This window comes from Intestinicryptomonas porci, assembly GCF_033971905.1.
In the GTDB taxonomy this organism is placed as follows: Bacteria; Verrucomicrobiota; Verrucomicrobiia; order Opitutales; family Intestinicryptomonadaceae; genus Intestinicryptomonas; species Intestinicryptomonas porci.
This window is the reverse complement of the sequence record NZ_JALBUT010000007.1, coordinates 59,663-86,077: the sequence shown is the minus strand read 5'-3', so window position 1 is coordinate 86,077 and position 26,415 is coordinate 59,663. Positions and strand designations below refer to the sequence as shown.

The following is a 26,415-nucleotide window of genomic DNA, read 5'->3' as shown; positions in this document are numbered from 1 at the left end:
CTTAAATTTATTATGATGAAACGCATTCTGATTACGGTTGTCGCGCTTGGGCTTTCCTTGGGCGCAGGGGCTAAGGATTTGTTCAAAAAAGATTTAAGCAATGCCCATTGCAAGGAGCCTGTTTGGTCTTTTAACGAAAAAGGTGAACTTTCGTCAACGAAAGACCAAATTTTGTGGACGAACGAAGAGTATGAAAACTTTGAGCTTACACTCGACTTTAAAGTAACAAAGGCGGGCAACGGCGGAATTATCATATACTCGAAAAATAACGACAACTGGATTCCCGAATCAATCGAAATCCAAATTGCCGACTACGACTATTGGCTTGGAAAATTCGGGCCGAAGGGAACTTGCGGCGCGGTATTCGGCTTTCAGGGGGTCGATAAAAACTACACAAAGCCGCTCAACGAATGGAATACGCTAAAACTTGTCTGCAAGGGGCAGTCCGTAAAAGTTTACATAAACGGCGAACTTGCAAACGATTTCGACATGTCGAAATTTACCGACAAGGATAAAAATCCCGACGGTTCACAGCCGTTTGCGTGGCTTAGGGCAAAGGCGAGGGCGGAAGTTCCGACGGTCGGCAACATAGGCTTTCAGGGCTTGCACGGGACGGGCAATACGTTCTACCGCAACATAAAAATAAAACCAATAAAGTAAAATCTTTCAGGCGGCGTAAAAATTGCGCCGCTTTTTTATTGCCTAAAAGCTTTCTTTTCATTGAATTTGAAACAATGAGAATTTATCCTGCAATAGACATTAAAGACGGCAAATGCGTGCGCCTTAGACAGGGCGAGGCAAACGATAAAACCGTCTATTTTGAAAATCCGTTCGACGCCGCGCTGTCGTTTGCCGACGCGGGAGCTGACAGAATTCACGTTGTGGACTTGGACGGCGCGTTCGCGGGGGGGCTTGCAAATCTGAAAGCTGTCGAAAAAATCGCGGGTTTGGGAATTTTTGTCGAAATGGGCGGCGGAATGCGGGAAGTCGGTGCAGTTCAAAACGCAGTCGATTGCGGAGTCCAAAGGGCGATTATCGGCACGAAAGCATGTACAAATCCCGAATTTATAGAGGAGCTTCTTTCGATTTTCGGCGAAAAAATCGCAGTCGGAATAGACGCAAAAGACGGCAACGTTGCAATCAAAGGCTGGGTTGAAGTCTCGCAAAAAAAGGCGTCCGACTTGGCTCTTGAAATGGCTAAAATGGGCGTCAAAAATTTGATATACACCGATATTTCAACCGACGGAATGCTTACGGGCGCAAACATTCCCGCCCAAAAAGCTATGAAAGAACTGATTGCACCCTACGGAATGGGCTTGATTGCCTCTGGCGGAGTTGCAAGCAGGGAAGACATAATAAAACTCGACGCAATAGGTGGTTTGGAAGGCGCAATCGTAGGCAAGGCAATCTACGAAAAGCGCGTTGATTTAAAAGAAATCATAGGACTTGTAAAACACTAAAATTTTTTCCTTTGCAAATTTCTCCAAAAAAGACGGTAAAAAACCGTCTTTTTTTGTGCTTGTTTGAAGGTTTTTTAATCGTTAGAGAGCCACCATATTTTTATTATGTCGAATAGTGTTGTATAATCTGTAAAATGCGTTTGCGATTAAACGAAGAATAATTCTGCTTTACGGGTGTAAAAAATTCAAATAAACCAATCGTCCAATACAAAGCATCTAAAAAAAAAGAGGAGGGCAATACCTCCTCTTATAAAGTTAATATTTGGTTTTTATTTTTTAAGCCCGATATTGGTCAGGATAAAATCCTTTTCGGTTTTTGACCATTCGTCGTTCCAGCCGTGTCCGACGCCTTGCATATAGAGTTTTTGCTTCTTGCCCGCGTAATTGTTGAACATTGAAGTCACTGCAGTGGGCGAGCAAGTGTTGTCTATCAAACCGATTCCTACATACATCTTTGCCTTGATTTTTGACGCCATAAGCGCGGGGTCGAAATATCTGCCGTTTTCGAGCTGGGTTGTCATGGTTTCGTTGTGAACCCAGTCGGGCCAGCCTGAGCGGCGTTTGATGCTTTCGCCGCCGTTATCGCACATCGCGGGGCAGAGCGGCGTTATGACGTTTACTTTCGGGCATAGGTATGCCGCAACTATCGTTTGCGCGCCGCCTTGGCTGAATCCGCGCACTGCAATGTTGCGCTTATCCCATTCGGGGCGGGACATCGCAAGGCGCAGGGTTTGGTAAACGCGCTTGAACATTCCCGTAAAATAGACATCTTGCGGGGTTTCGGTTATGCCGCGGTTGCGGTACGGAATTTTACCGCCGTCAAGATGGACTTTGTTATCGATATACTCTTTACGCGCCTCGTCCTTTAAGTCGGGCGAAATTGCGTGCGGATTCATTGAAATGCCGATTGCGCCTTCTTTGGCGAAATTTACAGCGTCTCGCAAATCGGCGGAGTAAGAACCCGCTCCGTAAAAAGTAGCAACGATTGGCATCTTTTCTTCTTTGCCGATGGGAATTGCAATGTATCCGTCTGCAACCACGCCGCCGATTGAGCCGTATTCAGCGTTATCGACTTTGACTTCAAAGCGGTAAAGCTCCGCGCCGTACGGGCTTTTGTCTGCATTGAAATCGCGGATTTTGGTAAGCTTTGCTTTCTTTGGCGACTGCTTTTCGACTTCTTTTTTATACGCATTCCAAAATTTGTCGAGATCTTTCGGGGCGGTGGTTGCGGGCTTTAGCTTTTCGGGAGCAACAACCACGCCACATGCTTTTTCCTCGCGCTTTTTTTCGCCTTCTTTGATTTTCGGCGCAAACACTTTAAATTCAAGCCATGCGGGAATTTCAGCGGTAAATTTTACAGGTTCGCTGTATTGTCCCGAACTTACGCGCTTGCCGTTTTGCTTCAATTCAAAATGCGCGTCTTCGGGAGTGTCCACCGCGGAAAATTCTATGGTTTCGCCAATTTTTGCGATGTTTTCTTTCGCAGAATTGCTTACGGCAAATTCCGCAAATATCGTAGAACACGCGAAAATTGACAATAGTAGGATAGTGCTTTTTTTCATAATAAATTGCGTTCTTTTGCAAAGTTATCAATACAGAAGAATTGAAAATTTATGCTATAAAATTAAAAAGCCTTCAAGATTTTATTTTGATAAAAACAAACTTTACAGCGTTTAAGACATTGCGCATTATAAATCTTTTAACCTTTGAATTTTTTATGAAAGAAGAAGTTGCGCAATCTCCGAAACCCAATTTTTTACGAAGAATATACGATTGGATCATCGCATGGGCGGAAACGCCTTACGGTCTGTGGGCACTTGCGATACTCTCGTTTGCGGAGTCGTCATTCTTCCCGATACCTCCCGATGTTCTCTTGATACCTCTTGTTTTCTGCGATCCTAAAAGATGGTGGAAGATTGCGGGAATTTGCACGTTGTTTTCGGTTCTTGGCGGAATTTTGGGCTGGTGGATAGGGTATTTCGCATGGGACAACTTAAAGGATTTCTTTTACGCCTATATACCGGGATTTACGCACGAACATTTTGACTATGTACAAAATTTATACCAAGAATACGGATTTATGGCAGTCTTGGGTGCGGCATTTACGCCTATTCCGTATAAGATTTTCACGATAGCGGCAGGAGTTTTCGACCTGAATTTAATAACTTTGATTTTGGCGTCGCTTGTCGGCAGGGGCGGAAGATTTTTCCTTGTAGGATTTATAATATACCTTATCGGACCAAAAGCAAAAGAATGGATAGATAAATACTTTAACCTGATAGCGACATTATTTTTTATTCTATTATTGACAGGTTTCGCCGCTATCAAATTTATAGGGTAGAATCCCAAATTAAAATAATTTTTGTTTGCCTTTTTAATTTTTCCATGGTAACATTTTGTTGTCATGGAAAATTTAAATGCATTTTATTCTAAAGAAAACGACAATTTAAAAGTATGGGGATTCGACCTTGGTAAAGGTTCTTTTGGCTATGCCGTAAGGTTTGGGTTGGATTTTTTAGATGTGCAGTCTTTATTGTTGGACGCGGATTTTGCTGAAACTAAAACTGCTGCCTTAAATAGAAGTTTATGCCGTTTGAGAAAGGGGCATATAGCACGCGAAATGTGGCTCGAAAAATGTTTGAAGGAATGCGGCATTGAAGTCTTAAAACGAAGGAAAGTCGGTCTTATAGACGGTAAATGGCAACTCATTCAAAAGGGAGATATGCGCTTAGAAAAAGAATTTCCATCTGAAGGAGAGGATATTTGCTATTGTGGCATTGCTTTGAGATGCAAATTGATTTTGGGCGAAAAACTTGAAAGCTGGCAAGTTTTCAAGGCTTTAAATTCGGCAATTCAAAATCGCGGATATGACAAAGAGGTTCCATGGAAAGAAGGCGGAGATTCTAAATCAAAAAAGGAAAACGGAAGCGAGTATGAAAAAAGTTTGAATTTGTTTAAAACGCAATTTGATGAGCTTCTTTTGAATTTGGAAAATTTGGAAGCGCGTTCAAAATATGAATATCCATGTTTTTTTAAGGCGGCAAAAATGGGATTGTGGAATCCTAAAAATCCTGAAGAGGTTTTGACAAGGATAGATAATCATTCTGAAAAAGCAAAGGGCTATGTTGTGCCATGCGAGTGTGTCGAAAAGGAATTTATAAAGCTTGTGGAGATGGCGACTTTGCAGTATCCGAAACTCGCCGGAAAGTCCAAGTATTTTTTATACGGCCCGTCGGAAACAAAATATGCCTCATACTGTCCGAATTTAAGAAAGCAGTTCAATTTGAAGCGCGGGGCTGATACGGATTGGCAAGGTGCACTTGGCCAGAAAATTCCGAGATTTGACAATCGAGTTGTTGATAAATGCAGGCTTATTCCGCGCTTAAATGTATGCAAAATCAAGCCGCTTGAAAAAATAAAAAACAATGACGACTTGCTGTATTATGAAATCGTAACGGCGTTTAAATTGCTGAATTTGCGTTTTTTCAGAAACAGAAATATCGAATCGTTAAGCTTTGACGAATTTACAGAGCTTTTCGCAATCGCAAAGAAAAGCAAATACAAGGTCGGCGCGCGCGATATGCAAAAATTTATGGTAAAAATCGGGGCAGAAATATTAGACGAGAATCAGTCGAAAATAGAGTCTCCTAAAGAAAGCGGTCGTGCGTCTTTTTCAAGACCAGCAATGAAAATTTTACATGGGTTGATTTTTTCTGGGAAGTCTCCTGCTGAATATTATGAGGAATGTCTGCAAAAAATTTCAAATGAAAATCCGCAAAAGGGGCTCGTAAAAGATGATTTACTATTTTTGAAAGCGATGGGAAAGGTCGAGTGGAATTCAATATACATTCCCGATGTTGAAAATTTCAAGCTTGCCGATTTTTCCGTGCAAAAAAGGGAGGATGAAATTAACAAGCTTATAGGCTCTCAAAACGATCCGATTGTAAGGCACAGGTTATTTTTCTTCTATTCTCAGTTAAAAAGGTTGGAAGCTAAATTCGGCATTCCCGATAAAATTGTAATTGAATTTGTAAGAGACGATTTCTTGGGCGAAAAACGCAAAAAAGATCTCCATATTGCGATGAAAAAGCGCAGGGAAGAAAAGCTTAAAAATGCAAAGGATATGGATAATCTGCATCCGGAGTATAAAGGTAATAAGCTATTGCTCAAATGGGAATTGTTTAGAAAGCAGAAAGGAATTTGTATTTATACGAGAGAAGCTTTACAGCCAACTGAAGTTCCCAATCTTGAAATAGAGCACATAGTTCCAAGAAGCAGGGGAGGTCCCGACGCAATGTATAACTATGTTTTGACAAAAGAATCCACTAACAAAGAAAAGGGCGATAGAACTCCGTTTGAGTGGCTTTCTTCCAATCCCATAAATTGGGCTTCTTATGTAGACCGAGTACGTAAACTTCAGTATGAATTGGGCGCGAAACGTTGCAAACTTCTCGTCGAAAAAGACGCGGAAACGCTTGTGGAAAAATATACGGCATTGGCTGAAACTGCGTGGGTTTCAAAGCTTGCACAGCGCATAGCATGCCTGCATTTTGGCTTCCAATATGCTGGCAACAAGGGAGATAAAAAAGTGTTTACCGTTTCCGGAGGAATGACTTCGAGAATACGAAGCGCGTACAAATTAAATAGAATTCTCCGTGAGGACTGGTCTACGGAGGAGGCTGTTAAGATTTTGGACGAATTAAAATCCAAATTAAATGCAAAAGAAAATATCGAAGACAGGGAAAATACTTTAAGGAAAATCAGCGAGTTGAAATCCAAAATTGAGGAAACCGGATTTTTGAGAAAATATGTTGACCAAATTGAGGATTTTGAAAAAGAAATTTTGTCAAACGAGGAACGCCTTAAAAAACTCGAAGAACTCGACCAAAAGAACAGGAAAAACAACAAGCACCATGCACTGGACGCAATGTGTCTTTGTTTCGCTCCAACGGGCAAAGACGCTCGCAAGGTAAAATTGGACAGAATATTTCCGCAATCTATAAAAATTTCAGCTGAAGAATTTTTTAGAAAATATTTGGACGCGATAATTCCAAATAATGTCGCGGTAAAAAAACCGAGTCTAGAAGAAACTTTCTATTCTAAGAAAGAGCGAAACGGCAAAATTTATATAGAACGGAAGTATAATTTAAAAGATCTTGCTTATACTGGATTGAATCCCAAATACAATTTGGGAACTTTGGAAAAGCTGGTTAAAGAAGACAAGATTGTAAACAAGTACATAAGAAATATTGTGAGAGATTTTGCTAAAACAAAACCTAACGAATCCGAATGGATAAATTGGTGCGAGAATTTGCGTTTGCCTTCGAAGTTCGGCAAGGGAACTCGCGTGAAAAGGGTTTTAGTTAACGTGGGCAAGCCCAATGAATATAAGGACTTGTCGAAAGACGGAAGTGGCGCATACAAGCGCGGTAAGACTCACAAAGGGCAAATTGTTTGGAAAAACTTGAAAGGAAAGTATAAAGTTACTCCGATATATGCTCATTCTTCAAAAATTCAAGTTATACAGGAGTTGAATAAACACAGTGATTTTGTCGAGATTGGTGGCATATTCAAAACTGGTTGCCTTGTGAAATTAGAAAATGATATTTTAAATGATAAAAATGTAATATTATTAAAAAAAGGTGTTTATGTTTTGAATACAATAAAAACAAAAGGAGATACTAAACTTACTGATTCAAATGGAGTGTCAGTTAATGCAATTAACATAAACAATCTTATGAATGCGGGAATGAAGCGAATAAAATTGGATTAGAATGAGCTATCATATTTTGCATATAACCGATTTTGGATGCAAACTCTCGAAGGAGAGGGGAATGCTTGTATGTAAAAAAGATAGTAAGGAGATAGGGAGAATAGCTATTGAAGATTTGCGCGCCGTTGTAATTTTAAACGAGGCAACTTCTATCAGTGGCTCTTTGTTGACGGAGCTTGCGGATATAGATGCCGTAGTAATACATTGTAAAAAATTTAAGCCCGTTGGCATAACACTGCCGAATATACGCACATACGACGCTAAAGTTGTTTTAAACCAATCTGCCGGCAATAAAAATTTAAATTCGGCGATATGGCGGCGGCTTCTGCATTCAAAGATTACAAACAGCGTTAATTGCCTTAAAAATATGGGGGTTGTTAATTCAAGAATGGAGCAGATGTTTTTGAATTCTAAAACTGAATTGAACGAGGCGTGGTTTGCGCGCGAATATTGGAAACATTATTTTCCAAGAATGGGAGAGCTTGGTGGGCGTAGAAATTCTCAGGATGAATCGTCAAAAATAAATGTTTTGCTGAATTACGGATACGGAATTTTAGGAGGTATTATTCACAGAAGCATTATTGTTTCCGGATTGAATTATTTATTAGGAGTAAATCATAAAACGTATTATCGAAATACTCCGCTAGTTTATGATGTAATAGAGCCTTTCAGAGCTTTTGTGGATTATGCCTTGTATAAATATGTCCTCAGTTCCGATGTTTTATCAATTCGGATGTGGTCTGTTTTTTTCGGAAAATTTTTGAAAGAGTATCGGGTACAAAAAGCTAAAAACAGCTTAAAACTTTTGGATAGCGTAGATATAGTCTGTGAAAGTCTTGCCAACGTTTATCGCTATAAAAAAGCGGATTTTTTATGGACTCCGATTCTTAATTTATGAAAATTGAAAAGAAAAGTCCGTTTAGAATGGGATGGCTTATGGCAATGTTTGATTTACCCGTTCTTTTGGAGGAAGAGCGTAAAGAGGCTACGCGTTTTAGAAAGGCATTGTTGGATGATGGGTTTATAATGATTCAATATTCCGTTTATTCGCGTCCGTGCGTTTCTTTGGAAAAAATGATGAAGTATTACGAACGCGTTAAAACTTACGCGCCGACAACGGGGGATATAAGACTGTTGTTTTTTACGGATAAACAATGGGGAATGAGTAAACTTGTGTGTCGCGCGCCAAAAAAGTTGGAAAAGATTCCGAAGCAAATAGAATTTTTTGACAGTCTGCAAAAAGAAGAACCTAAATACGATGTAGATGAAAACAACAACTTTTTGTTGTTTTGAAAAATAAAAATGCCGAATTCCAAGGTGCTAAGCAGAGCATGGAATTCGGCAAAATCAGTTAAGACTTTACAACAAAAATTTTATTTAAATATTGGCACAATAAATATTTGTGTCAATATTATTTTTGGAAAGATCACTTTGTTGTAAAGTCAAAACGTAAATCATTTCAGAAATCAGAGAATTTTCATTTTTGGAAAGATCACTTTGTTGTAAAGTCAAAACAAGTCGAGCCTTAGAATAAACTGTCTTTCGATTTTTGGAAAGATCACTTTGTTGTAAAGTCAAAACAAAGCTTACGGTTGGCGAACCGTCGGACGAATTTTTGGAAAGATCACTTTGTTGTAAAGTCAAAACCGCAAAATGGACAGGGCTTCAATTCTTCATATTTTTGGAAAGATCACTTTGTTGTAAAGTCAAAACAATGGTGCAGAGATGCCTTAAAGACAATCAATTTTTGGAAAGATCACTTTGTTGTAAAGTCAAAACCTTAATGCCCGCAATATCACCGACGGCATCATTTTTGGAAAGATCACTTTGTTGTAAAGTCAAAACGCCGAGCTTGCGGCATTGCTTGGTTCTAAGATTTTTGGAAAGATCACTTTGTTGTAAAGTCAAAACATAGCGGATTACGGCGTTTTTTTGAATTACATTTTTGGAAAGATCACTTTGTTGTAAAGTCAAAACTATTCCATACTTCTGCGCAAGCTCGAGTGCATTTTTGGAAAGATCACTTTGTTGTATATTATTATATGATTTTTTGCCAATTTTAATTCTATGAAGTTCCTTAAAAAAGAAGGCTTGAAAAAGTCGGGGAGAGGGGGTAGTTTGTGGGGATTAATTTTTAATTGTGAGGTTTATTATGTCTTGGCAGCGTTTTAAAAAATATTTTTGCGAAGTTCCGTCTCTCGGTTTTTCCATTGACATTAGCCGCGTCAATTTCCCGGACGCTTTCTTTGGTTCGATGTCCGATAAAATTCAAAAGGCTTTTTCGGATATGGATGCGCTTGTCGGCGGGGCGGTTGCAAATCCCGATGAAAACCGCATGGTGGGGCATTACTGGCTGAGAAACTCTTCTCTCGCGCCGTCTGATGAATTGAAGTCGCAGATAGACGAAAACATTTTGCGCATAAAGGAATTTGCAAAGAAAGTTCATTCGGGCGAAATTAGGGGTGCGGACGGAAAATTTGAAAATCTTTTGTGCATAGGTATAGGCGGTTCTGCTTTGGGCCCCGAATTTGTCGCCGATGCCCTGTCGCGCCCGTCGTCTGACAAGATGTCGGTTTTCTTTTTGGACAACACCGACCCCGACGGTTTTGATTTGGTTTTTGAGCGTCTTTCGGGCAAGCTCGGGAAAACTTTGGCGGTCATTGCTTCAAAGTCGGGCGGAACTCCAGAGCCTCGAAACGCCATGCTTGAATCTCAAAAAAAGTGGGAGGACGCGGGGCTTGACTTTGCCCGCCACTCGGTTGTGACGACAGGCAACGGCAGCAAGCTTTTTAATTACGCTAAAGAGCGCAATTTTTTAGAAATTTTCCCGATGTGGGACTGGGTTGGTGGCAGGACGAGCGAGTTTGCCGCTGTCGGGCTTTTGCCTGCCGCCTTGCAGGGGATAGACATTGACGCTCTTCTTTTGGGTGCGCGCCTGATGGACGAGGCAACTTCAAACAAAGACTTTATGAAAAATCCTGCGATGCTTCTTGCCTTGATGTGGTATTTTTGCACGGGTGGCGCGGGCAAAAAGGATATGGTGATATTGCCTTACAAGGACAGGCTTTTGCTTCTTTCGCGCTATTTGCAGCAGCTCATAATGGAGTCTCTCGGCAAGGAGTTTGACTTGCAGGGCAACAGGGTAGAGCAGGGTATAAGCGTTTACGGCAACAAAGGCTCTACCGACCAGCATGCATATGTTCAGCAATTAAGGGACGGCGTAAACAATTTCTTTGTTACATTTATCGAAGTATTGAAATCCCGCGAGGGCGGTTCTGTTGAAGTTGAAGAGGGCGGCATTACAAGCGGAGACTATTTGCGGGCGTTCTTGCTTGGCACGCGCGAGGCGTTGTCGGCAAAGGGTAGGGAATCTATTACTTTGACATTGCCCGATGTTTCCGAAAAATCAATCGGCGCAATTATTGCGCTGTTTGACAGGGCGACGGGCTTTTACGCTTCGTTTATCGGCATAAATGCCTACCATCAGCCAGGTGTTGAGGCGGGCAAGAAAGCGGCAGGCAGAATTTTGGAAATCAAAAAGGCTATATCGGCATTGATTGAGCAAAATCCGAATTTGACCATAGAAGAGCTTGCGGAAAAATCGGGTTATGTCGGCGACGAGGAGCTGATATTCAAGCTTATGCAAAAGTAAGGTTTTTGTCGGATAAAAAAAGCGCGGTTTTCCGCGCTTTTTTTATGGACTTTGGCAAATATCAGTTTTATTTCAGCCCCAATTTTTTGTTTGGATTTTTGTCCATTTGCAATACCAATGTTCCGCCTTTTGAGATTTCGGAGTGGTCAATCCAAAGTCTGTTTAACGGCTTTCCGTTCAGCGAAACCGATTTTATATAGACGTTTTCGGGCGAATTGTTCTTGGCGATGATTGTGAACTTCTTGCCCTTATGGTATTTTTTGTCGAGATTAAATTCGATTTTGTCGAATACGGGGCTTGTTATTTCGTAGCGGGTGTCTCCCGGGCAGATTGGGTGTATGCCTGCCGATGCAAGAACATACCAAGCCGACATTTGCCCTACATCCTCATTCCCGACGAGCCCCAAAACGTCGTTGCCGTACGCTTTGTCGCAAATTTTGCGTGTCCACTTTTGGGTTAGGTATGGCTTTGACGTGTGGTTGAACATAAACGGAACCTGGTGGTTTGGCTCGTTCGGGTGGTTATAGTAGTTGTTCCACATAAAATCTTCGGGAGTGTTGTCGAAGAACGTTTCGAGTTCTTGCAGGAAAAATTCTTCGCCCATAAGTGATTTCAAGCCTTTTATGTCGTGCGGAACAAACCAACCTTGCTGGAAGTTGTTGCTTTCGACACAGCCTTGGTCGTGGCGTGTTTTATCAAAAGGGACTTCAATCCATTCTCCGTTTTTTCTGATTTTTGATGGCGTCCAGTTTCCGTTGGCGTCTTTTGCCCTGAACCATTTTACAGATTCGTCCCAAATGTTTTTGTAATTCAAAGAGACTTCATAAAATTTTTTTGTATCCTCTTCCTTGCCGAGAAGTTCCGCAAGTTTGCCGACGCACCACGAGCCGTACGCAATTTCAAGCGTTTGCGATACCAAGTTCGGGCAGTAGCCGATTTTGTGGAAATTATAATTGTTGCCGTCGCGTTTTAGCGTGGTGTTTTTGCAAAACTCAAAGGCTTTTTCGGCGTCGAAGGTGCGTATGCCTTTTGCGTATGCGTCGGCAATCACCGATATTGCGGGGTCTCCGACCATGCAGCCCGAATAGGAATTCATGAACTCCCAGCGCGGAAGCATTGCCTTGTGCGTCGGGGTAAGCTCTGCAAGCTGGACGAATGTGTTTATCTGGTCGCTTACGATGTCGGGGCGTATGATTGTAAGGAGCGGAAATTGGCTTCTAAATACGTCCCAGCCGCTGAATATTGTGCGGTAAGTAAAACCTTCTGCTTTCTTTACGGTTTTGTCGGCTGCAATGTATTCTCCGTTGAAGTCGCTTGCGGCGCGCGGGTCTATCATTGTATGGTATAATGCCGTGTAAAATATTGTTTTATCGCGCTCGCTTCCGCCTTCAACTTTCATTTTAGACAAGGATTGCGACCACTGTTTTCGCGTTTTATTGACGAGATTTTCAAAGTCCCAGTCTTTTATGTCGTTTTGCAGATTTTGCTTCGCGTTTTCAATGCTGACAAAAGAAATGCCGACTTTCAAAAACACTTCTTCCGCTTCTTTTGTTTCAAACTTTGCAAAAAAGCCGATATGCGCGCCTTGCGCCGATTTTTCAAGGGGTTTTTTTTCGGCGTTTGCCGCCATTTCGTAAAATTCTATTTTTTGGTGGGAGTCAACTTTGCGCTTCTTTAAGAGTTCTTCCGGATATTTTACTTCCCAATAGCCGCAGTTTTCAAGCGGTTTTGAAAATTGCGCGTAGAAATGCACTGTATAGTCTCCCTTGCCCGCTCCGTTTCCCCATCCGCCGTTTTCGGGGGGGCATTTCATGTATCCTTGTATGGTGTTTGCGTTTACCTTTTTAATGAACTGTTCGCTGTTTGAACCTCCTATTCTTCGGGAGAGGTCTATCAAGATGTTCGATTGATTGCTCTTTGGAAACGTCATTTTCATCATGCCCGAACGAGGAGCTGCGGCAAGCTCGACTTTTATTGAATAGTCATCGAGAATGACAGAGTAGTATCCCGCTTTCGCGATTTCCGTATCGTGCGAAAATTTTGACCGCCAGCCTTTTATTTGTTTGTTTTCAGGATTGGGAACATTCAAGTCCTGCCGTGGCGGAAGTCCTTTTGTGGTGCGGATTTCCCCTGTCGTTGGCATAACGAGGAAGTTCCCGAAGTCGCCAAACCAGCCTATGCCCGACATATGGGTGAAGCTGAAACCTTCTATTGTCGAATGATGCCAGGAATATCCAGGGCCGTTGTCGCCGCCCGTAATTGTGTCGGGGCTTAACTGTACAAGCCCGAAAGGCGTTGCCGCGCCCGGGAAAGTTTTGCCAAGTCCGTGCCCCGATTTTGCGGCGGAGTTTGAAGTGGACGCTCCTATAATTGTGTTGATGTAATCGACAGGCTCTTTTTTTTGCGCAAAGAGCATTGCGGAAATCGAAAATAAGGTTATGCAAAGTATCGGCCTCTTGAAAAAGGAGTAATTCATGGTTCTTTTCTAAATATAAAGTGCGCTTGTGTGTCAAATATAAAATTAAGTTTGTTATTTAAAACACAAGAAACGCGTTTTGTTGCAGCCTATTTTGCGTTGAACTTCGTCTGCTTTCTGCCGATTATTTTGTATTCTATCGGTGGCGCGGTATAGATATAGTTGTTTTTGCCCTTGCGCGATGTTGCCGAAATATACAGAAAATCGCTTAAAACGCCTTGCAGATTTTTGTTTGCCTGCAAGAAAACCTGAAACTCGGCAGGGTCGTCGGGCTTTATTGTTATGGGGCGCAGGCGCAAGCCGCGGGCGGTTTTGTAGGGGGTTATGCGTATGTTGCCGTTAAAGCCGTTTTCGCGGACGAGTTTTAGGTTGAGTTCAAGCGTATTGCCCGCTCCGATTGTTGCGGGCAAAGACGGCAGTTCTCCCCATTCAATCCTAAACGGGGCTTTGGGCAGAGTTGAAACGTTCGCGCTTTCTATCGGAAGCGTGTGCGTGATAAAAAACGCCTGCGTAAGCTCTTCCGAAGCCGTTACGGGGATTTCCCTTGTTTCATCTCCGAATTTTGCGATGGCAAAAAGCTTCGGTTCAAAGTTTTTAACATTGCATGTTTCCTTTGCTTTAAGAACCAAAAAGGCAAAGTTCTTTTTCTTTTGAATTACGCATTTTTCCGCCGTTATGCCTTCGGGAAGATCTTTTGCGATAATTTCAATGTCTCCGTCCCAGCCGCCTTTTTTTACGGCTGAAATGCCGAGGGGGGCGAAATTTCCCTTTGGCAGTTGTGGATTTGAATGTGTGAGCAAAACTTGCAAATCTCGTTTTGGTTTTGCTATTTTGAGCCTGAAAACGCAGTCGTCCGCGCCTTTATTTTGGGCTTCATCAAGAATTAGAAGAAAATCTCCGCTTGTTGCAAATTTGTGTATTATGCGGGAATCGAACTGGGCGGTTATAAGCCCGAAAGAGGCGTCGTCAAAGTCGTCGTTAAAGGCAATTTGCTTTCCGCTTTTTAAATTGACAAGCTTTAAGCGGCTGTCAACGGGGTATCCCAGGCGCGAGCCGAGGACTTCAAATGTCAGCTCTTCGCCTTTTTTCGCCCTGATAAGAAATTGGAATTTATCGTATGGTTTTTTAAAAATCCCGTTTATGACGCACGGAATTTTGAGCGGCTCTTGCGGAATTTGCAAATTCGCCTCCGCCTTGATTTCGGGCAAATCTTCAAATTCAAATTTAACCGAATTTGATGAAATTGAATTTTTGGAAAGAGATATTTCTTTTAAATTCAAGTCCTTCGCATCTTTTGAGACTTTAAGCTTTTTTGATGGAAGGTTTACGCCGTCCACATCGACTTCCGTAATTTCTTTTGAATTGCCTCCGCACGGAAAAATTGACTTTATGAACGGAAGCTCTCCCGCCCTGAGCCTGTAAACAAAGTCGTCCCGCCCGCGGTAGAGCGCGTCTTTTATTTCCAGAAAATAGGACGCTGTTTTTTCGGGAGTGAAAATTAAAACGGGGTCGGGCGAATTTTGAAAGTCATCGACATATTCGAGAGATATTCCGTCTTGCCCGTAAAGGCGCATGGTAGCCTGAAACCATCCCGGCACTGCGTCTGCGAGGTATGGGCGGATTTTTCGGGCATGAAGGTCGAAGACGTAGGTTTTGCCTTTTTCGAGTTTGAACTCGTAAAAATCCCTGTCGCCCTCGTAGATTTGCCCGTTTATGGCGGCAGGCAGTTTATCGATTTTTTGCGCGGTTTTTATTGAGGAATGCGGCGGGTTTTCGAGTATTTCCAATAAATTTTCGACTTCAAAAAAATACCGCGTTGAAGCCCCTTCGGAGCTTGTCAGGCGCAAATCGCGCGTTCCTGTTTCGGCGTCCTTTGAAATTTTGATTTCGGCTTCGATAAACTTCATTCCCTTTGCTTCGTTTCTCTTTGCCGCCGCCTGTGCGCGTTCGGGAGGCATTTCGTTTATGCTTATGATTTTTGCGGAAACTCCCTTGCCCGAAATTGAAATTCCGTTTGCGAAGTCGGCGTCGAGTGCGCCTATTACGGCTTTGAATGTCGAGCCGGTTTTTCCGCCTGCGGGATAGACGAACATTACAGACGGCGGTTTTGCGAACGCCGCAAGAGGAATCAGAAGCAAAGCGGGAAGTATTTTTATAAATCGCGGCATATCAAATTTCCATAATTTCTGAAAGCATTCCGCCCGAATCTTTTTCGCCGACTTCAGCGGGGACGACCTTCGCTACACAGCCCGTCGGGTGGGGGAGAGGAGAATTTGTATCAACGCCCGCAAGCGCGTAAATGCTCGCGCTCAAATCCCATGGATATACGGGGCGTTCTACTACGTTTGAGCCTGTCTCGTCGGTCTTTCCGACAACGTTTCCGCCCTTGAAGCCGCCTCCTGCGACAAGCCAGCTGAATGCCGCCCCAAAGTGGTTGCGCCCGCCCATCCAAGGGGTGTTATACATGATTTTTGGAGTTCTGCCGAACTCTCCGCCTAGCGTTACGATTGTTGTTTTTAGAAGCCCGCGTTCATCGAGGTCGTTTATTAACGCGGCGTAAGCCTTGTCGAGAGCGGGCAGAAGTGTTGACATCGCCTCAAAGTGCTTTTTGTGCGTGTCCCAGCCGTGGAGCATTACGTTTACATAAGTCGCTCCCGCTTCGACGAGCCTTCTCGCAAGCAGGAGCTGCTGTCCGTAGTACTTTTCGGCTCCGCTTTTTGCCGTTCCATAGGCTTCGCGAGTTTTTTGCGGCTCAAGCGACAAGTCGAAAGCCTTTTTTCCGTTGCCTGCCAGCATTGAAAACGCCGTCTGCCGTTGGGAGTCCGCGTTTTGCATTTCCTGCGTGGGAAGTTCGGCAAGATTGTCGAGGGCTGAAAGCAAGTCTCTGCGCGATTGTATGCGCATTGCGTCGTTTTTTAATTTCGATGGGCGAGGCTTTTTCTTGTTTTCAAGCTCCAAATCCGCGCGCGAAATTATGCCCGACGCCGCAAACGACCTTCCGCTTTCGCCGATAAATCCTGATTCGTCAAACCTTGAATAGGGATCCATGATTGAGATGAATGCGGGAAGATCCGCTCCCGATTTTCTTGCGACTTTTGATGAAATGATTGAGCCCATCGAAGGGTACACCAATTCCCCGCCTGCGGGAACACCCGAAAGCATCATGTAGGTTGAAACTTCGTGCGAGTTGTCCTTGTGGGTCATTCCGCGAATGATTGAATATTTGTCGGCGCACTTAGCGGTAAGCGGCATTGTTTGGGAAATTACTATGCCGTCAACATTGGTCGGGCATATTTTCGTATATGGGCCGATTATGCCGCTTGCAGCTTCGGGCTTTGGGTCGAAAGTGTCGATGTGGCACGGACCTCCCGCAAGGAAAATTGAAATTACCGCCTTTGCCTTGGGCGTTTGCGCAGGGGCGTCCATCGCCAAAAGAGACGGGCTTAAAAGGCGGTTTAGTGCAAGCCCCGCCGCTGTCACCGCGCCGAATTTAATGAAATCGCGGCGCGAGCATAAATATTGGGTGTTCATTTTTTAGCCTTGCGTTAGAGTTTAAATAGAAATTCCTTTGTGTTTATTAGCGCCCAAGCGATGTCTTTTAAGCCTTCGTAAGTCGTTTTTGCGTTTTCTTCCAAATATTTTTTTGACGCATCGAGCTCTTTTTGTGTGGGAAATCTTGTAAGAAAAGTCAAATAGAGGGTTGTTATTTTTTTGTGCGGCGGAATTGGCTGTTTTGCGAGGTCTTTTAAAAATTGCGACTTGTCGAGCTTCGAATTTATGTTTGAAGAGCCGAGCAAGTGCAAAATCTGCTGCATGGAAAGCTTGTTTGAGCGGTCGTTTAGGTGCGACGAATTTCTGCCCGGTTTCCCAAACAGGGTTAAAAACGGGTTTGAAACACTGCCGTCGTGCAGTTGGATTGCCCTGAAATCTTCGGGCCAGAACGCGTAGGGTTCGGGCGTTATGCTTTTAAACGGCTGGTAAACTCCGAAAATTCCGCTAATTATGTCGTTTAAGCTCTCCGCATCAAGCCGCGCGGGAATGTGGCGCGAAAACAGGGTGTCGTCGTTTGCGTTTGATGGATTTGTGCGGCTTGAGCGCGAGTAGGCGTCAGATAAAAATATTTCCTTAAATACCGCCTTTAAGTCGTAGCCCGATTTTACGAAGACGTCTTCAAGATATTTTTCAAGTTTAGGATTTGACGAAATTTTGTTTGGGCGCAGGTCGTCGGCAGGGTTTGTAATTCCCGCGCCGAAAATCCAGTGCCAAATCCTGTTTACGGCGATTTTCGCAAAGTACGGATTTTTCTCGTCGGTAAGCCATTTTACGAAGGCTTCGCGCGGGTCTTTTCCTGCTTCCGAAGTTATTTTTTCGCCGAATATTTGAAATTCTTGGGGATTTTTGCCGGGTATGTCAAAGGTCAGTATTTCCTCTTTCCATTCCTTTGATTTTTTAAACGACAGGTGCTTGAAAATTGCGGCGAACTTTTTGCCGTCCTCTTCCGTCCATGATTCTTCGGGGTGGGGGTGGCATTTGACGCAGTTTGTGCGCACTCCCATGAATACGAGGGCGGCGGCTTCGGCGAAATTTTCCGCGTTCTTTTCGTTTACGGCTCTATAAAAATTCACGGGCGGATTTTTGAAGTTGCTTCCCGACGAAAGCAACATTTCCCGCGCCAAAATGTCATATGGAACGCCGCTTTCAAGCGAATCTCTTATCCAAGTGTGGTAAGCTTGCGCGGCGTTTGGCCAGAGGTTGCTTGGAAATTCGCTTTTTATGCGCAGAACATCGGAAAGGCGCATTGAAAGCATATCCAAAAATTCGGGTGAACCCATAACTTTATTAACCGCCTTTTCGCGCTTTGCCTTGTCTTGGCTCTTCAAAAAATCTTCGGCTGTTTTTGCGTCAGGCAGAAGTCCCGTTGCGTCAAGGTAAAGCCGCCTTAAAAATTCGCCGTCGGAACATTTTTCGGAGGGTTCAACTTCGCAAATTTCTAAATTTTCGTTTATGAATGTATCGATTTTTGACGGCGAACGCGGAGTTGCCTTTTTTGCTTTATTCGATTTTTTTACAGAGGTCTTTGGCGTTTCGTTTTTTGCGTAAAATGCCGCAGAGACAAATGTCCTTTCATGCGAGGCGTTCAGCGTATGAAACCCCGCCTTTCTTGCCGTAATTGCGCCGTTTTCGATTTCCAAGTCCGCGCTTGGTTTGATTTTTGCTGTGCTTGTAATGTCTTGCGGAGGGCTTCCGTCTTTAAAATGGGCGGTGATTGTAATTTTAGACGGAACACCCACAGTTAAAAGATTTTCTTTTGCCTTGATTTCAAGGCGCAGAATGTTTGATTTTTTTTCGGATTTTGCGCCGTTTTGATTTTCGCCCAAATTATTCTTTTGCGCGAACAAAGAGGCTTCGGGGCATACCGCGATGGCTGCCATCGATATTCCGAAAAAAATCCCCCTGAATGCTTTTTTCAACATAGTGTGTTTGTAAAAATAAAACGCCCGATTGCTAAAAAAGTTTCATTTTATTTTTTAAATCAATTTTGAAATGGCAAGACAAAAAACGCCGCAATTTTTTCTTGCGGCGTGAAATAGAAATTTGCACTTTCTTATTTTTCCGCGCTGCGGCGCGCTATGGAAATAAGCATGTCGGCTACAAAGCCCTGGTTTTGCCCGAAATTGGCGAGCATAAATTTGCCGTCTTTTTCGATTATGAACGCGGCGTCATAGGAGTTTATTTTGCCGTCTTTTTCGCGCGTGAACACGATGACATAAGCTTCATTGAACTTTGCTATGAATTTAAACTTTTTATGGTATGTTATGTATTCTTTAAGCGCGTCTTTCTGTTCGTCCAAAGTCATTGAAAGATATTGCGCGGTATAGACTTCTCTCGATTTAGGCGTCATTATTTCAGCGTATGCGGGCAGGTTAAGCCTGTAAAATTCAGCTTGCGCTTCCTTGTAAAATTTCAGCACGGGCAAGTCCGCGTTTTTGCCGTTTGATATGTCGATAAATTCGATGTCGGAATAAAACGGCTCGTTGTTTGAACGCGATGGATTGGCGTTTCTCACCGATTCGGACAGTATTGAAATAAGGTTGTTTTTTGCGGATACGTCCCACTTCCAAATTCCGCCGTCGAGTTTTAAGGCAAAGTAGTTCATGTCGGGGCGCAACTTGCTTTCGGGGCTTTTAAAGAAAGCCAGTGCGTCGCTTTTGGGATTCCAAAAAACGCAGTTTGTTATCAGAGCTTTTTTGGGGTCGCCAAGCCTTTTTAAAAATGATTTTGCCTTCTTTATGTCCTTTGGGTCCAAGATGTGGTTGTCGAAGTTTTCCGTCTGGTTTAGGATTGCAAAAAGGGCGTCTTTTATCGCGCGGTTTGTGTTTGGATTTTCAAAATTTGCGCGGGACAGGGTTATCGAATTTTTGGACACCACGTCTTTTGAGTCGATTTTCAAGACATACGGGAATGCGTAGCTTTCCGCTGTTATTTTTTCCGCGTATGAAAGTGAAAAGGGAAGGGCGAACAAAAAAATCATCAAGGTTTTCAGTTTCATTTTTATTCCTTTTTTCCGTGTTCGGCGTTGACTTTTATCGCGATACCGCCTCTTGCATTGAAAATGCCTTCAACTTCGCACCAGTGTGGCTGCATTGCCGAAACCAAGTCGTTTAAAATGACGTTTACAACATGTTCATGGAAGCATCCCTCGTTTCGGAAACTCCAAAGGTAGAATTTAAGCGACTTGCTTTCCACAATCTTTTCGTTCGGGATATAACGGATTGTGATTTTTGCGAAATCGGGCTGTCCCGTAATGGGGCAAAGGCAGGTAAATTCGTCTGTCGTAAGCTCGACGGCGTATTTGCGGTTTTTGTCGCGGTTTGGGAATGTTTCGAGAATTTTGGAGGGCTTGTTCAGCTTTTTGCCCAGCAGTTTCAAGCCAAATTCATTTTTCTTTGATTTTCTTTCCGACGTTGATTTTGCCATATTAGTCTTCAAATTTTGCGGATAGAACTTCTTGCGTCTGCCTTTCCCTGAACTCAATCAGGGTTTTGCGCCTGTCGGCGTTTGAAAGCGCGAGGATTTGCAGTGCCGCGACTGCGGCGTTTACCGCCCCCGCCTTGCCGATTGCAAAAGTCATTACGGGAACGCCTCTCGGCATTTGGACTGTTGAAAGAAGCGAATCCAAGCCGTCTAATGCCCAGCCCTTCATGGGAACTCCCAAGATGGGAAGATGCGTTTGCGAGGCCAGGACGCCCGCAAGGTGCGCGGCGCCTCCCGCGGCTGCAATGATTACCTTTACTCCGCGCCCTTCCGCAGTGCGGGCAAGCTCTTCCGCCTTTGCGGGCGTGCGGTGCGCCGACGCTATTGCGCGGTCGTAGGCAATGCCTAAATTGTCGAGGGTTTTGGCGCAGTGCTGCATTGTTTCCCAATCGCTTTTGCTACCCATTATAATAAGGACTTCAGGATTTTTTTCGTTTAACATGGGGTTTATTTTTAAATCAAAGGCGATGTTTGCAAGCAAAATAATCCGCTTTTGCGGGTCAAATAAAAAGCTTTTCTTAACGGAGTTTCTTTGATAGGTTAAAGCGTAAATTTTTTATAAAATGAAAATTGTAATAGTAGGCGCAGGCGAAGTCGGCAGGTATTTATCCCAGCTTTTGAGCGAGAGGGACGATGACGTAACTTTGATAGAAACTTCCGAAGAGACGGCTTTGAGCCTCGAAGAAGAGCAGGACGTGCGCGTGGTTGCGGGAAACGGAGCTTCCGCAAAAGTGTTGAAAAGCGCGGGCGCGGGCTCTTGCGACTTCTTTTTGGCGATGACATCGCACGACCAGATAAACATAGTTGCCTGCGCGATAGCAAGCAAGCTCGGCGCAAAATTCACCGCCGCCAGAATTCACGACCAGGTTTACGCCGACAATTCCGTTTTAAACTATCAGGACTATTTCAACATCGACTACCTTTTAAATCCCGAGGCTCTTTGCGCGGTGGAATTTGCCAAGGCGATACGCAATCCCGAGCGCGTTGCGGTCGAAGATTTCGCGAGGGGGGAAATCGAAGTGCAGAGGGTTGAAGTCGCGGCGGAGTCGAAACTTCTCGGAAAGCCTTTGCGCGACATAAAATTTCCCGATGAAATGAGGGTCGGCTACGTTCAGCGCGGCGGCAAAATGTTTATCGCCACTGCCGACACCAAACTTTGCGAGGGCGACATTGTGACGGTTTTGGGCTCTTCCCGAAATCTTTTTGAGAAAAGCAGAATTTTCACGGGCGAAAAATCGCTCCCGAAAACAAGTGTAGTGATTTACGGCGCAACAGACATCGCAATTTCTCTTGCGAGGCTTTTGTCGCATCCGCGCTTTCAAGTAAGGATTATCGAGCCCGACTTGAATTTGTGCAAGTCCATTGCCGAAAATTTTCCGAAAATAACGGTTATAAACGGCACGGCAACCTCTCTTAAACTCTTGGAAGAAGAAGACATAGGAGACGCCGACTACTTCGTCGCCTGCACGCGCGACGACGAGGAAAATATCATGACCGGGCTTCAAGCCAAAAAGCTTGGCGTAAAGCACATTCACCTTACCATAAACAAGCCCGACTACGAAGCTGTTTTAAGCAATATGTCTGAAATCATGGGGCTTGACTTGGTGCTTTCTCCGCGAAGGGTGACGGCGTCCGAAATTTTCAGGTATCTTTCAAAGGAAAAGTACGCGAAAGTCGGTAAGCTTGACGATGAAAACGTCGAGCTTATCGAAGTCAGGGTTTCGGAAAACAGCAAGTGCGCAGGCAAGAGAATATTCGAGGCAAACCTGCCCCACGGCTGCATAATCGCCGCTTTGATGCACAAAAACACTTCAAAAGTTCCCTCCGCAAACGATGTCATAAGCGCGGGGGACAGGCTGATTGCCATATCGTCCAAAGAGAACGTCAAAAAACTGGTCTCTCTTTTGGTGGGCTGAAAAATGAACTACTCAATAATATTCAAGCTGCTTTCTATCATATTTGCGACAATTTCAGTCGCATTCGGGGCGGCTTTGTGCGTTTCCATGTACTATTCTGAAAACGCAGTTGAGGCGGGGGCGTACGAATCTTGGATTGCGTCTGTTGCAATCGCCGTGGTTTTCAGCGCGATATTTTATTTGCCCGCAAGAAATTCGTCAAAAAAGATATTCAGAAAAGAAGCCTTGTGCGTTGTAGGTCTTGGGTGGATTTTATGCTCGATTTTGGGGTCTACGCCATATCTCTTGATTTTAAATTGCGGTTTTTCGGACGCTTTTTTCGAGTCTGTAAGCGGATTTACGTCAACGGGGGCGAGCGTTTTCGGCAATGTGGAGTCTTTCCCCAAAAGCATTTTGTTTTGGAGGGCGTTAACCCAGTGGATAGGTGGCTTGGGCGTCGTCATTTTCTTCGTCGCGCTTTTGTCGTCTCTTGGCACGGGTGCAAAGGCGATTTATTTGAGCGAGTCGAACAGGGACGCCTCCATGATTGACGGCGAAAGGCTGCAAAGCAAGGTTTTCAGGATAATTGCCTTGTATGTCGGCTTGTCGGCTCTCTGCTGTTTTGCCTACTATATTGCAAAAATGCCGATGTTCGAGGCTGTTTGCCACATGATGACGACGGTTTCGACAGGCGGATTCAGCGTTAAAAACAACAGCTTTTCGGCTTACCCGTCTGTTTCAATCAAATGGATTGCCATTGTTTTCATGTTTATAGGCGGTATGAATTTCGCCGTCATAATAATGATTTTAAAAGGCAAGTTCAGGGAAGTCTTGCAAAACAGCGAGCTCAAAGTCTATGCCGCGATAGTTTTGATGCTGGCTGCCGGCATATTTTTATCCACGGCGGATTTCGGGCATTTCGGCTTTGCGAAACTGTTTAAAAATATGACCGATTCAATGTTTACGGTCGTTTCAATAATAACTTCAACGGGATTTGCCGACATCGACTACCAGACGTGGCTTCCTATCACGCACGTTTTGGTTTTCTTTATGTTTGTGACGGGAGCTTGTTCGGGTTCGACTTCGGGAGGGCTGAAAATTTTCAGGGCTCTTGCGCTTGTAAAAATCGGTTTAAACGATATTGAAAAGTCGTTTAGGCCCAACGTCGTGCGGTTGGTGCGTATGAACGGAAAGGCAATGTATGATTCGCAGGTGCGCGACATTTTGTCGTTTGTGTCGCTATATGCCGTAATTGCGATTTTGGGAATGATAATGCTTTCGGCAATGGAGCCTAAGATGTCTTTTGGAGGATGCCTTTCCACGGTTGTTTCCGCAATATCGAACATAGGTCCCGGGCTTAACGAGACTTCGCCGACGCAGACATTCGGATTTTTAAGCCCTTCATCCAAATTTTTGTTGTCGATAATAATGATTATGGGCAGGCTTGAATTTTATGCGGTTTTGGCTCTTTTCATGCCTTCGCTATGGAGAAATTTCAAATGAAAAACAGAGTTAAATTAGGAGTGAACATAGACCATGGCGCGACTCTGCGCCAGGCGCGCTATCGCGATGTCTGCGCAAATTCCAAAATCGTGGTAGAACCCGACATTTTGGAGCTTGCCCGACTTGCCCAAAAGGGCGGCGCAGATTCCATCACAGCCCATTTGCGCGAGGATCGCAGGCACATGACGGACGCAGATTTGTTTAATTTGCGCGAGAATATTTCAGTGCCTCTTAACATGGAGATGGCTTGCGCGGAAGGCGTATTGAAAGTCGCCTTGAAAGTGCGTCCCGACTACGCCTGCTTGGTTCCCGAAAACCGTTTGGAGGTCACCACAGAGGGCGGTTTGGACGTCGTTTTGCACCGCGCAAAAGTTTCTGAAACTGTTTCCGCGCTATCTGATATCGGCGTCGTCTGCTCGCTTTTCATCGACCCCGACTTCAAGCAGATAGAGGCGGCAAAGGAAATAGGCTCTCCCGTAATAGAACTGCATACGGGGGCATACGCGAACGCATGGGGAAACCCTAAAAAATTTGAAGAGGAGTTTTTGCGGATAAAAAACGCGGTGGAATTTGCAAGGTCTATTGGCTTGACCGTCAACGCAGGGCACGGCTTAAACTATGTTAATGTTTCCAAAATCGTTGCCTTGGGCGGGTTTAACGAGCTTAACATAGGCCATACGATAGTTTCACAGGCTCTTGTTTGCGGATTTGAAGAGGCGGTGCGCCGAATGAAGGAGCTTCTTAAATAATGTCGGCGGTAGGTGTTGGCATAGACTTGGTTGACGTTGCGAGAATTGCCTCGATGCGCCTTCGCTACGGCGACGAATTTTTGAAGCGCAATTTTTGCGATTTTGAAATTGATTACTGCGGGAAATTCAAGTCTCCCGACATCCACTATGCGGCGAGGTTTGCCGCGAAAGAGGCTATTGTGAAGGCTCTCGGCACGGGTTTTAGCGGCGGAATTACGCCAAAAAGCGTTGGGGTAAAAAACGGCGAAAACGGCGCGCCGTGCGCGGTGCTTGGCGATGCCGCCGCAAAGCGTCTTAAAGAAATCGGGGCTTCCAAAATTTTAATAAGCATAACGCATTTGAAAGATTACGCGGAGGCAATCGCCATTGCCGAGGAATAGCTTTATGGAAAATTTTTGCGACAGCATTTTAACCTGCAAAGAAAGCGCGGAGTTTGAGGCGGATTTCTTTAAGGGCGACGTCGAAAAGGAGCTTTTTGCAATGCGCCAAGCCTCAAAAAAAATTGCAGAAATTGTTTTAGGGGAATTTGGCAGGATTTTGGAAGCTTCTCCTAAAATCCTTGTGCTGTCGGGTTCGGGGCATAACGGCGGCGACGCTCTTGGCGCGGCACTGGAAATTTTAAACAGGCTGCCGTCTTCAAAAATCGACGTGTTTTTTACGGATAAAAACAGGTTAAAGCCCAATACGCAAAAAATTTGCGGCGAATTGTTTTCTTTCAAAAATTCGGTTTTTGAAGTTTCTGAAATTTCAGGGGAATACGATTTGGTTTTGGAAGGGCTTGCGGGCATGAGTTTAAAACCTCCGCTTCGCAAGGGGTTGGAAAGGGCGATTGTGTCCGCAAACGCGCTTTCCGCAAAGCTGAAAGTCAGCGTTGATTTGCCTGCGGGAATGTCGGACGAGCCTTGCGGCGCGGTTTTTAAAAGCGATTTGTGCGTAATGGCGGGCATTGCGAAAGCACCTCTTTTCAATCCTGAAAACAGGGGTATTGCCGGCAGGCTTCGATATGCCGACTTGGGATTTTTACCTAATCTTAAAACAAAAAAATCGATTGTAAGCGAAAGGGTTTTAAAGCCGCTTTTAAAACTTCGCAATGTCTGTTCCGACAAGCGAAGCTACGGGCATTTGTTTGTTTTTGCGGGGTCGAGAAACTATGCGGGCGCGGCTTTAATGAATGTTAAGGCGGCAATAAGAAGCGGGGTGGGGCTTGTCAGCGCGTTTGTTCCCGAAAACCTTGCGCCGTCGTTTGCCGCCGCCGAGCCTGCCGCGATTTGGATTCCGTGCCCGACAACCGAAGACGGCTCTTTGTCTCTTGAAACGTTTTCTCTTTTCAGGGAGCGCGCGGGAAAGGAAACTGCCGTTTTGGCGGGTTCGGGGCTTTCAGGCAATCCCGAAACATTGGCGTTGGTTTCGGAAGTTTTAAGGCATACGGAGGCGAAAGTTGTTCTCGATGCCGATGCAATTTCAAAATCGGTAATCGCAAGTGCGAAGGAAAACAGAACGTTGATTACTCCCCACCACGGAGAGTTTTTGAGAGTTGCAAGGTCTGTTGATGACGGTGGCTTGTCGGATTTTTCGAAGTCAAGAAAAATTGCGATTCTTTTGAAGTCGGAATTGTCGAGAATTGCGGACGGATCAAATTTTGCGTTTAACATTTCGGGTTCGCCAATACTTTCCCGCGCGGGAAGCGGAGACATTTTGGCGGGCATTGCAGGCGGATTGTTGGCGAGAGCGGATTTGGATTTTACCCCGTTTGAGTCAGGGTGCGCGGCGGCTTTCATCGCGGGAAAAATTGCCGAAAAAGCTTGTTTAAAATACGGTGAAAACGCATATTCTTCGAGCTGCGCGTTCGATTTTTTCAGGGAGATTTTTTAG

General features: G+C 44.4%; 20 protein-coding genes and 1 CRISPR repeat array. Of the genes, 12 read left to right on the top strand and 8 right to left on the bottom strand.

All coding sequences use genetic code 11. The features are described 5' to 3' along the window. Positions 1-12 precede the first annotated feature (12 nt). Entirely contained in the window at positions 13-660 is a 648-nt protein-coding gene (locus MOX91_RS06865) for a 3-keto-disaccharide hydrolase (protein ID WP_370397344.1), read from the top strand. Positions 661-734: 74 nt separating this feature from the next. Beyond that, entirely contained in the window at positions 735-1,460 is a 726-nt protein-coding gene (hisA, locus tag MOX91_RS06860; protein WP_370397343.1) for a 1-(5-phosphoribosyl)-5-[(5-phosphoribosylamino)methylideneamino]imidazole-4-carboxamide isomerase, read from the top strand. Between the two features lie 269 nt (positions 1,461-1,729). On the opposite strand, the gene MOX91_RS06855 is transcribed toward hisA, so the two are convergent. After that, positions 1,730-3,022 (bottom strand): acetylxylan esterase, encoded by a 1,293-nt coding sequence (locus MOX91_RS06855; protein ID WP_370397342.1) that lies wholly within the window; start codon positions 3,020-3,022, stop codon positions 1,730-1,732. A 155-nt stretch (positions 3,023-3,177) separates the two neighbouring features. On the opposite strand from MOX91_RS06855, the gene MOX91_RS06850 reads away from it, so the two are divergent. From MOX91_RS06850 to MOX91_RS06830, 5 genes are all read left to right on the top strand, one after another. Next, positions 3,178-3,801 carry a YqaA family protein gene (locus tag MOX91_RS06850; protein WP_370397341.1) on the top strand — a complete coding sequence of 208 codons (624 nt, stop codon included), beginning with the start codon at positions 3,178-3,180 and terminating at the stop codon, positions 3,799-3,801. A 63-nt stretch (positions 3,802-3,864) separates the two neighbouring features. Then, the gene (gene cas9d / locus MOX91_RS06845; protein ID WP_445972129.1) at positions 3,865-7,233 is read left to right on the top strand and encodes a type II CRISPR RNA-guided endonuclease Cas9d; all 3,369 of its coding nucleotides are present in this window, start codon (positions 3,865-3,867) and stop codon (positions 7,231-7,233) included. A 1-nt stretch (position 7,234) separates the two neighbouring features. After that, entirely contained in the window at positions 7,235-8,131 is an 897-nt protein-coding gene (gene cas1, locus MOX91_RS06840) for a type II CRISPR-associated endonuclease Cas1 (RefSeq protein ID WP_370397339.1), read from the top strand. Beyond that, positions 8,128-8,526 carry a CRISPR-associated endonuclease Cas2 gene (gene cas2, locus MOX91_RS06835; protein WP_370397338.1) on the top strand — a complete coding sequence of 133 codons (399 nt, stop codon included), beginning with the start codon at positions 8,128-8,130 and terminating at the stop codon, positions 8,524-8,526. Before cas1 ends, cas2 begins: the two co-directional genes overlap by 4 nt. A 120-nt stretch (positions 8,527-8,646) precedes the next feature. Continuing rightward, positions 8,647-9,276: a CRISPR direct-repeat array (repeat unit 36 nt; unit sequence ATTTTTGGAAAGATCACTTTGTTGTAAAGTCAAAAC). Positions 9,277-9,373: 97 nt separating this feature from the next. Next, positions 9,374-10,885, top strand: coding sequence for a glucose-6-phosphate isomerase (locus tag MOX91_RS06830; RefSeq protein ID WP_370397337.1), 1,512 nt, complete (start codon positions 9,374-9,376; stop codon positions 10,883-10,885). 67 nt (positions 10,886-10,952) lie between these two features. Here the strand turns inward: MOX91_RS06830 and MOX91_RS06825 are convergent, their stop codons facing one another. From MOX91_RS06825 to purE, 7 genes are all read right to left on the bottom strand, one after another. Beyond that, positions 10,953-13,361: a GH92 family glycosyl hydrolase gene (locus MOX91_RS06825; RefSeq protein WP_370397336.1), complete on the bottom strand. Its 2,409-nt coding sequence runs from the start codon at positions 13,359-13,361 to the stop codon at positions 10,953-10,955. 89 nt (positions 13,362-13,450) lie between these two features. Then, positions 13,451-15,529, bottom strand: coding sequence for a hypothetical protein (locus MOX91_RS06820; protein ID WP_370397335.1), 2,079 nt, complete (start codon positions 15,527-15,529; stop codon positions 13,451-13,453). Position 15,530: 1 nt separating this feature from the next. Then, the gene (locus MOX91_RS06815) at positions 15,531-16,892 is read right to left on the bottom strand and encodes a DUF1501 domain-containing protein (protein WP_370397334.1); all 1,362 of its coding nucleotides are present in this window, start codon (positions 16,890-16,892) and stop codon (positions 15,531-15,533) included. A 14-nt stretch (positions 16,893-16,906) separates the two neighbouring features. Further along, entirely contained in the window at positions 16,907-18,835 is a 1,929-nt protein-coding gene (locus MOX91_RS06810; protein WP_370397333.1) for a DUF1553 domain-containing protein, read from the bottom strand. A 131-nt stretch (positions 18,836-18,966) separates the two neighbouring features. Continuing rightward, complete coding sequence (locus MOX91_RS06805) at positions 18,967-19,911, bottom strand: hypothetical protein (RefSeq protein ID WP_370397332.1); 945 nt, start codon at positions 19,909-19,911, stop codon at positions 18,967-18,969. A gap of 2 nt (positions 19,912-19,913) precedes the next feature. Then, positions 19,914-20,339, bottom strand: a complete 426-nt coding sequence (gene queF, locus MOX91_RS06800; protein ID WP_370397331.1) for a preQ(1) synthase — start codon at positions 20,337-20,339, stop codon at positions 19,914-19,916. A 1-nt stretch (position 20,340) separates the two neighbouring features. Further along, on the bottom strand, positions 20,341-20,838 hold the full coding sequence (gene purE, locus MOX91_RS06795) for a 5-(carboxyamino)imidazole ribonucleotide mutase (RefSeq protein ID WP_370397330.1): 498 nt from the start codon (positions 20,836-20,838) through the stop codon (positions 20,341-20,343). Between the two features lie 121 nt (positions 20,839-20,959). Here purE and trkA point away from each other — a divergent pair, with 121 nt between their 5' ends. Genes trkA through MOX91_RS06770 form a run of 5 tightly spaced genes read left to right on the top strand, consistent with a single transcriptional unit; the run spans position 20,960 to position 26,415 of the window. Next, on the top strand, positions 20,960-22,312 hold the full coding sequence (gene trkA / locus MOX91_RS06790; protein WP_370397329.1) for a Trk system potassium transporter TrkA: 1,353 nt from the start codon (positions 20,960-20,962) through the stop codon (positions 22,310-22,312). A 3-nt stretch (positions 22,313-22,315) separates the two neighbouring features. Continuing rightward, the gene (locus MOX91_RS06785; RefSeq protein ID WP_370397328.1) at positions 22,316-23,794 is read left to right on the top strand and encodes a TrkH family potassium uptake protein; all 1,479 of its coding nucleotides are present in this window, start codon (positions 22,316-22,318) and stop codon (positions 23,792-23,794) included. Further along, on the top strand, positions 23,791-24,543 hold the full coding sequence (locus tag MOX91_RS06780; RefSeq protein ID WP_370397327.1) for a pyridoxine 5'-phosphate synthase: 753 nt from the start codon (positions 23,791-23,793) through the stop codon (positions 24,541-24,543). The genes MOX91_RS06785 and MOX91_RS06780 overlap by 4 nt, the downstream gene beginning before the upstream one ends. Then, entirely contained in the window at positions 24,543-24,923 is a 381-nt protein-coding gene (acpS, locus tag MOX91_RS06775) for a holo-ACP synthase (protein ID WP_370397326.1), read from the top strand. The genes MOX91_RS06780 and acpS overlap by 1 nt, the downstream gene beginning before the upstream one ends. A 4-nt stretch (positions 24,924-24,927) precedes the next feature. After that, positions 24,928-26,415 carry an NAD(P)H-hydrate dehydratase gene (locus tag MOX91_RS06770; RefSeq protein ID WP_370397325.1) on the top strand — a complete coding sequence of 496 codons (1,488 nt, stop codon included), beginning with the start codon at positions 24,928-24,930 and terminating at the stop codon, positions 26,413-26,415.

Excerpts from the sequence above, each read along its gene's own strand:
- MOX91_RS06855 (WP_370397342.1), bottom strand. The coding sequence starts at position 3,022 with ATGAAAAAAAGCACTATCCTACTATTGTCAATTTTCGCGTGTTCTACG.
- MOX91_RS06815 (WP_370397334.1), bottom strand. The coding sequence starts at position 16,892 with ATGAACACCCAATATTTATGCTCGCGCCGCGATTTCATTAAATTCGGC.
- MOX91_RS06820 (WP_370397335.1), bottom strand. The coding sequence starts at position 15,529 with ATGCCGCGATTTATAAAAATACTTCCCGCTTTGCTTCTGATTCCTCTT.
- acpS (WP_370397326.1), top strand. The coding sequence starts at position 24,543 with ATGTCGGCGGTAGGTGTTGGCATAGACTTGGTTGACGTTGCGAGAATT.
- queF (WP_370397331.1), bottom strand. The coding sequence starts at position 20,339 with ATGGCAAAATCAACGTCGGAAAGAAAATCAAAGAAAAATGAATTTGGC.
- hisA (WP_370397343.1), top strand. The coding sequence starts at position 735 with ATGAGAATTTATCCTGCAATAGACATTAAAGACGGCAAATGCGTGCGC.
- MOX91_RS06850 (WP_370397341.1), top strand. The coding sequence starts at position 3,178 with ATGAAAGAAGAAGTTGCGCAATCTCCGAAACCCAATTTTTTACGAAGA.
- MOX91_RS06865 (WP_370397344.1), top strand. The coding sequence starts at position 13 with ATGATGAAACGCATTCTGATTACGGTTGTCGCGCTTGGGCTTTCCTTG.
- MOX91_RS06825 (WP_370397336.1), bottom strand. The coding sequence starts at position 13,361 with ATGAATTACTCCTTTTTCAAGAGGCCGATACTTTGCATAACCTTATTT.
- MOX91_RS06785 (WP_370397328.1), top strand. The coding sequence starts at position 22,316 with ATGAACTACTCAATAATATTCAAGCTGCTTTCTATCATATTTGCGACA.
- MOX91_RS06770 (WP_370397325.1), top strand. The coding sequence starts at position 24,928 with ATGGAAAATTTTTGCGACAGCATTTTAACCTGCAAAGAAAGCGCGGAG.
- cas9d (WP_445972129.1), top strand. The coding sequence starts at position 3,865 with ATGGAAAATTTAAATGCATTTTATTCTAAAGAAAACGACAATTTAAAA.
- MOX91_RS06805 (WP_370397332.1), bottom strand. The coding sequence starts at position 19,911 with ATGAAACTGAAAACCTTGATGATTTTTTTGTTCGCCCTTCCCTTTTCA.
- cas2 (WP_370397338.1), top strand. The coding sequence starts at position 8,128 with ATGAAAATTGAAAAGAAAAGTCCGTTTAGAATGGGATGGCTTATGGCA.
- MOX91_RS06780 (WP_370397327.1), top strand. The coding sequence starts at position 23,791 with ATGAAAAACAGAGTTAAATTAGGAGTGAACATAGACCATGGCGCGACT.
- MOX91_RS06810 (WP_370397333.1), bottom strand. The coding sequence starts at position 18,835 with ATGTTGAAAAAAGCATTCAGGGGGATTTTTTTCGGAATATCGATGGCA.
- cas1 (WP_370397339.1), top strand. The coding sequence starts at position 7,235 with ATGAGCTATCATATTTTGCATATAACCGATTTTGGATGCAAACTCTCG.
- trkA (WP_370397329.1), top strand. The coding sequence starts at position 20,960 with ATGAAAATTGTAATAGTAGGCGCAGGCGAAGTCGGCAGGTATTTATCC.
- purE (WP_370397330.1), bottom strand. The coding sequence starts at position 20,838 with ATGTTAAACGAAAAAAATCCTGAAGTCCTTATTATAATGGGTAGCAAA.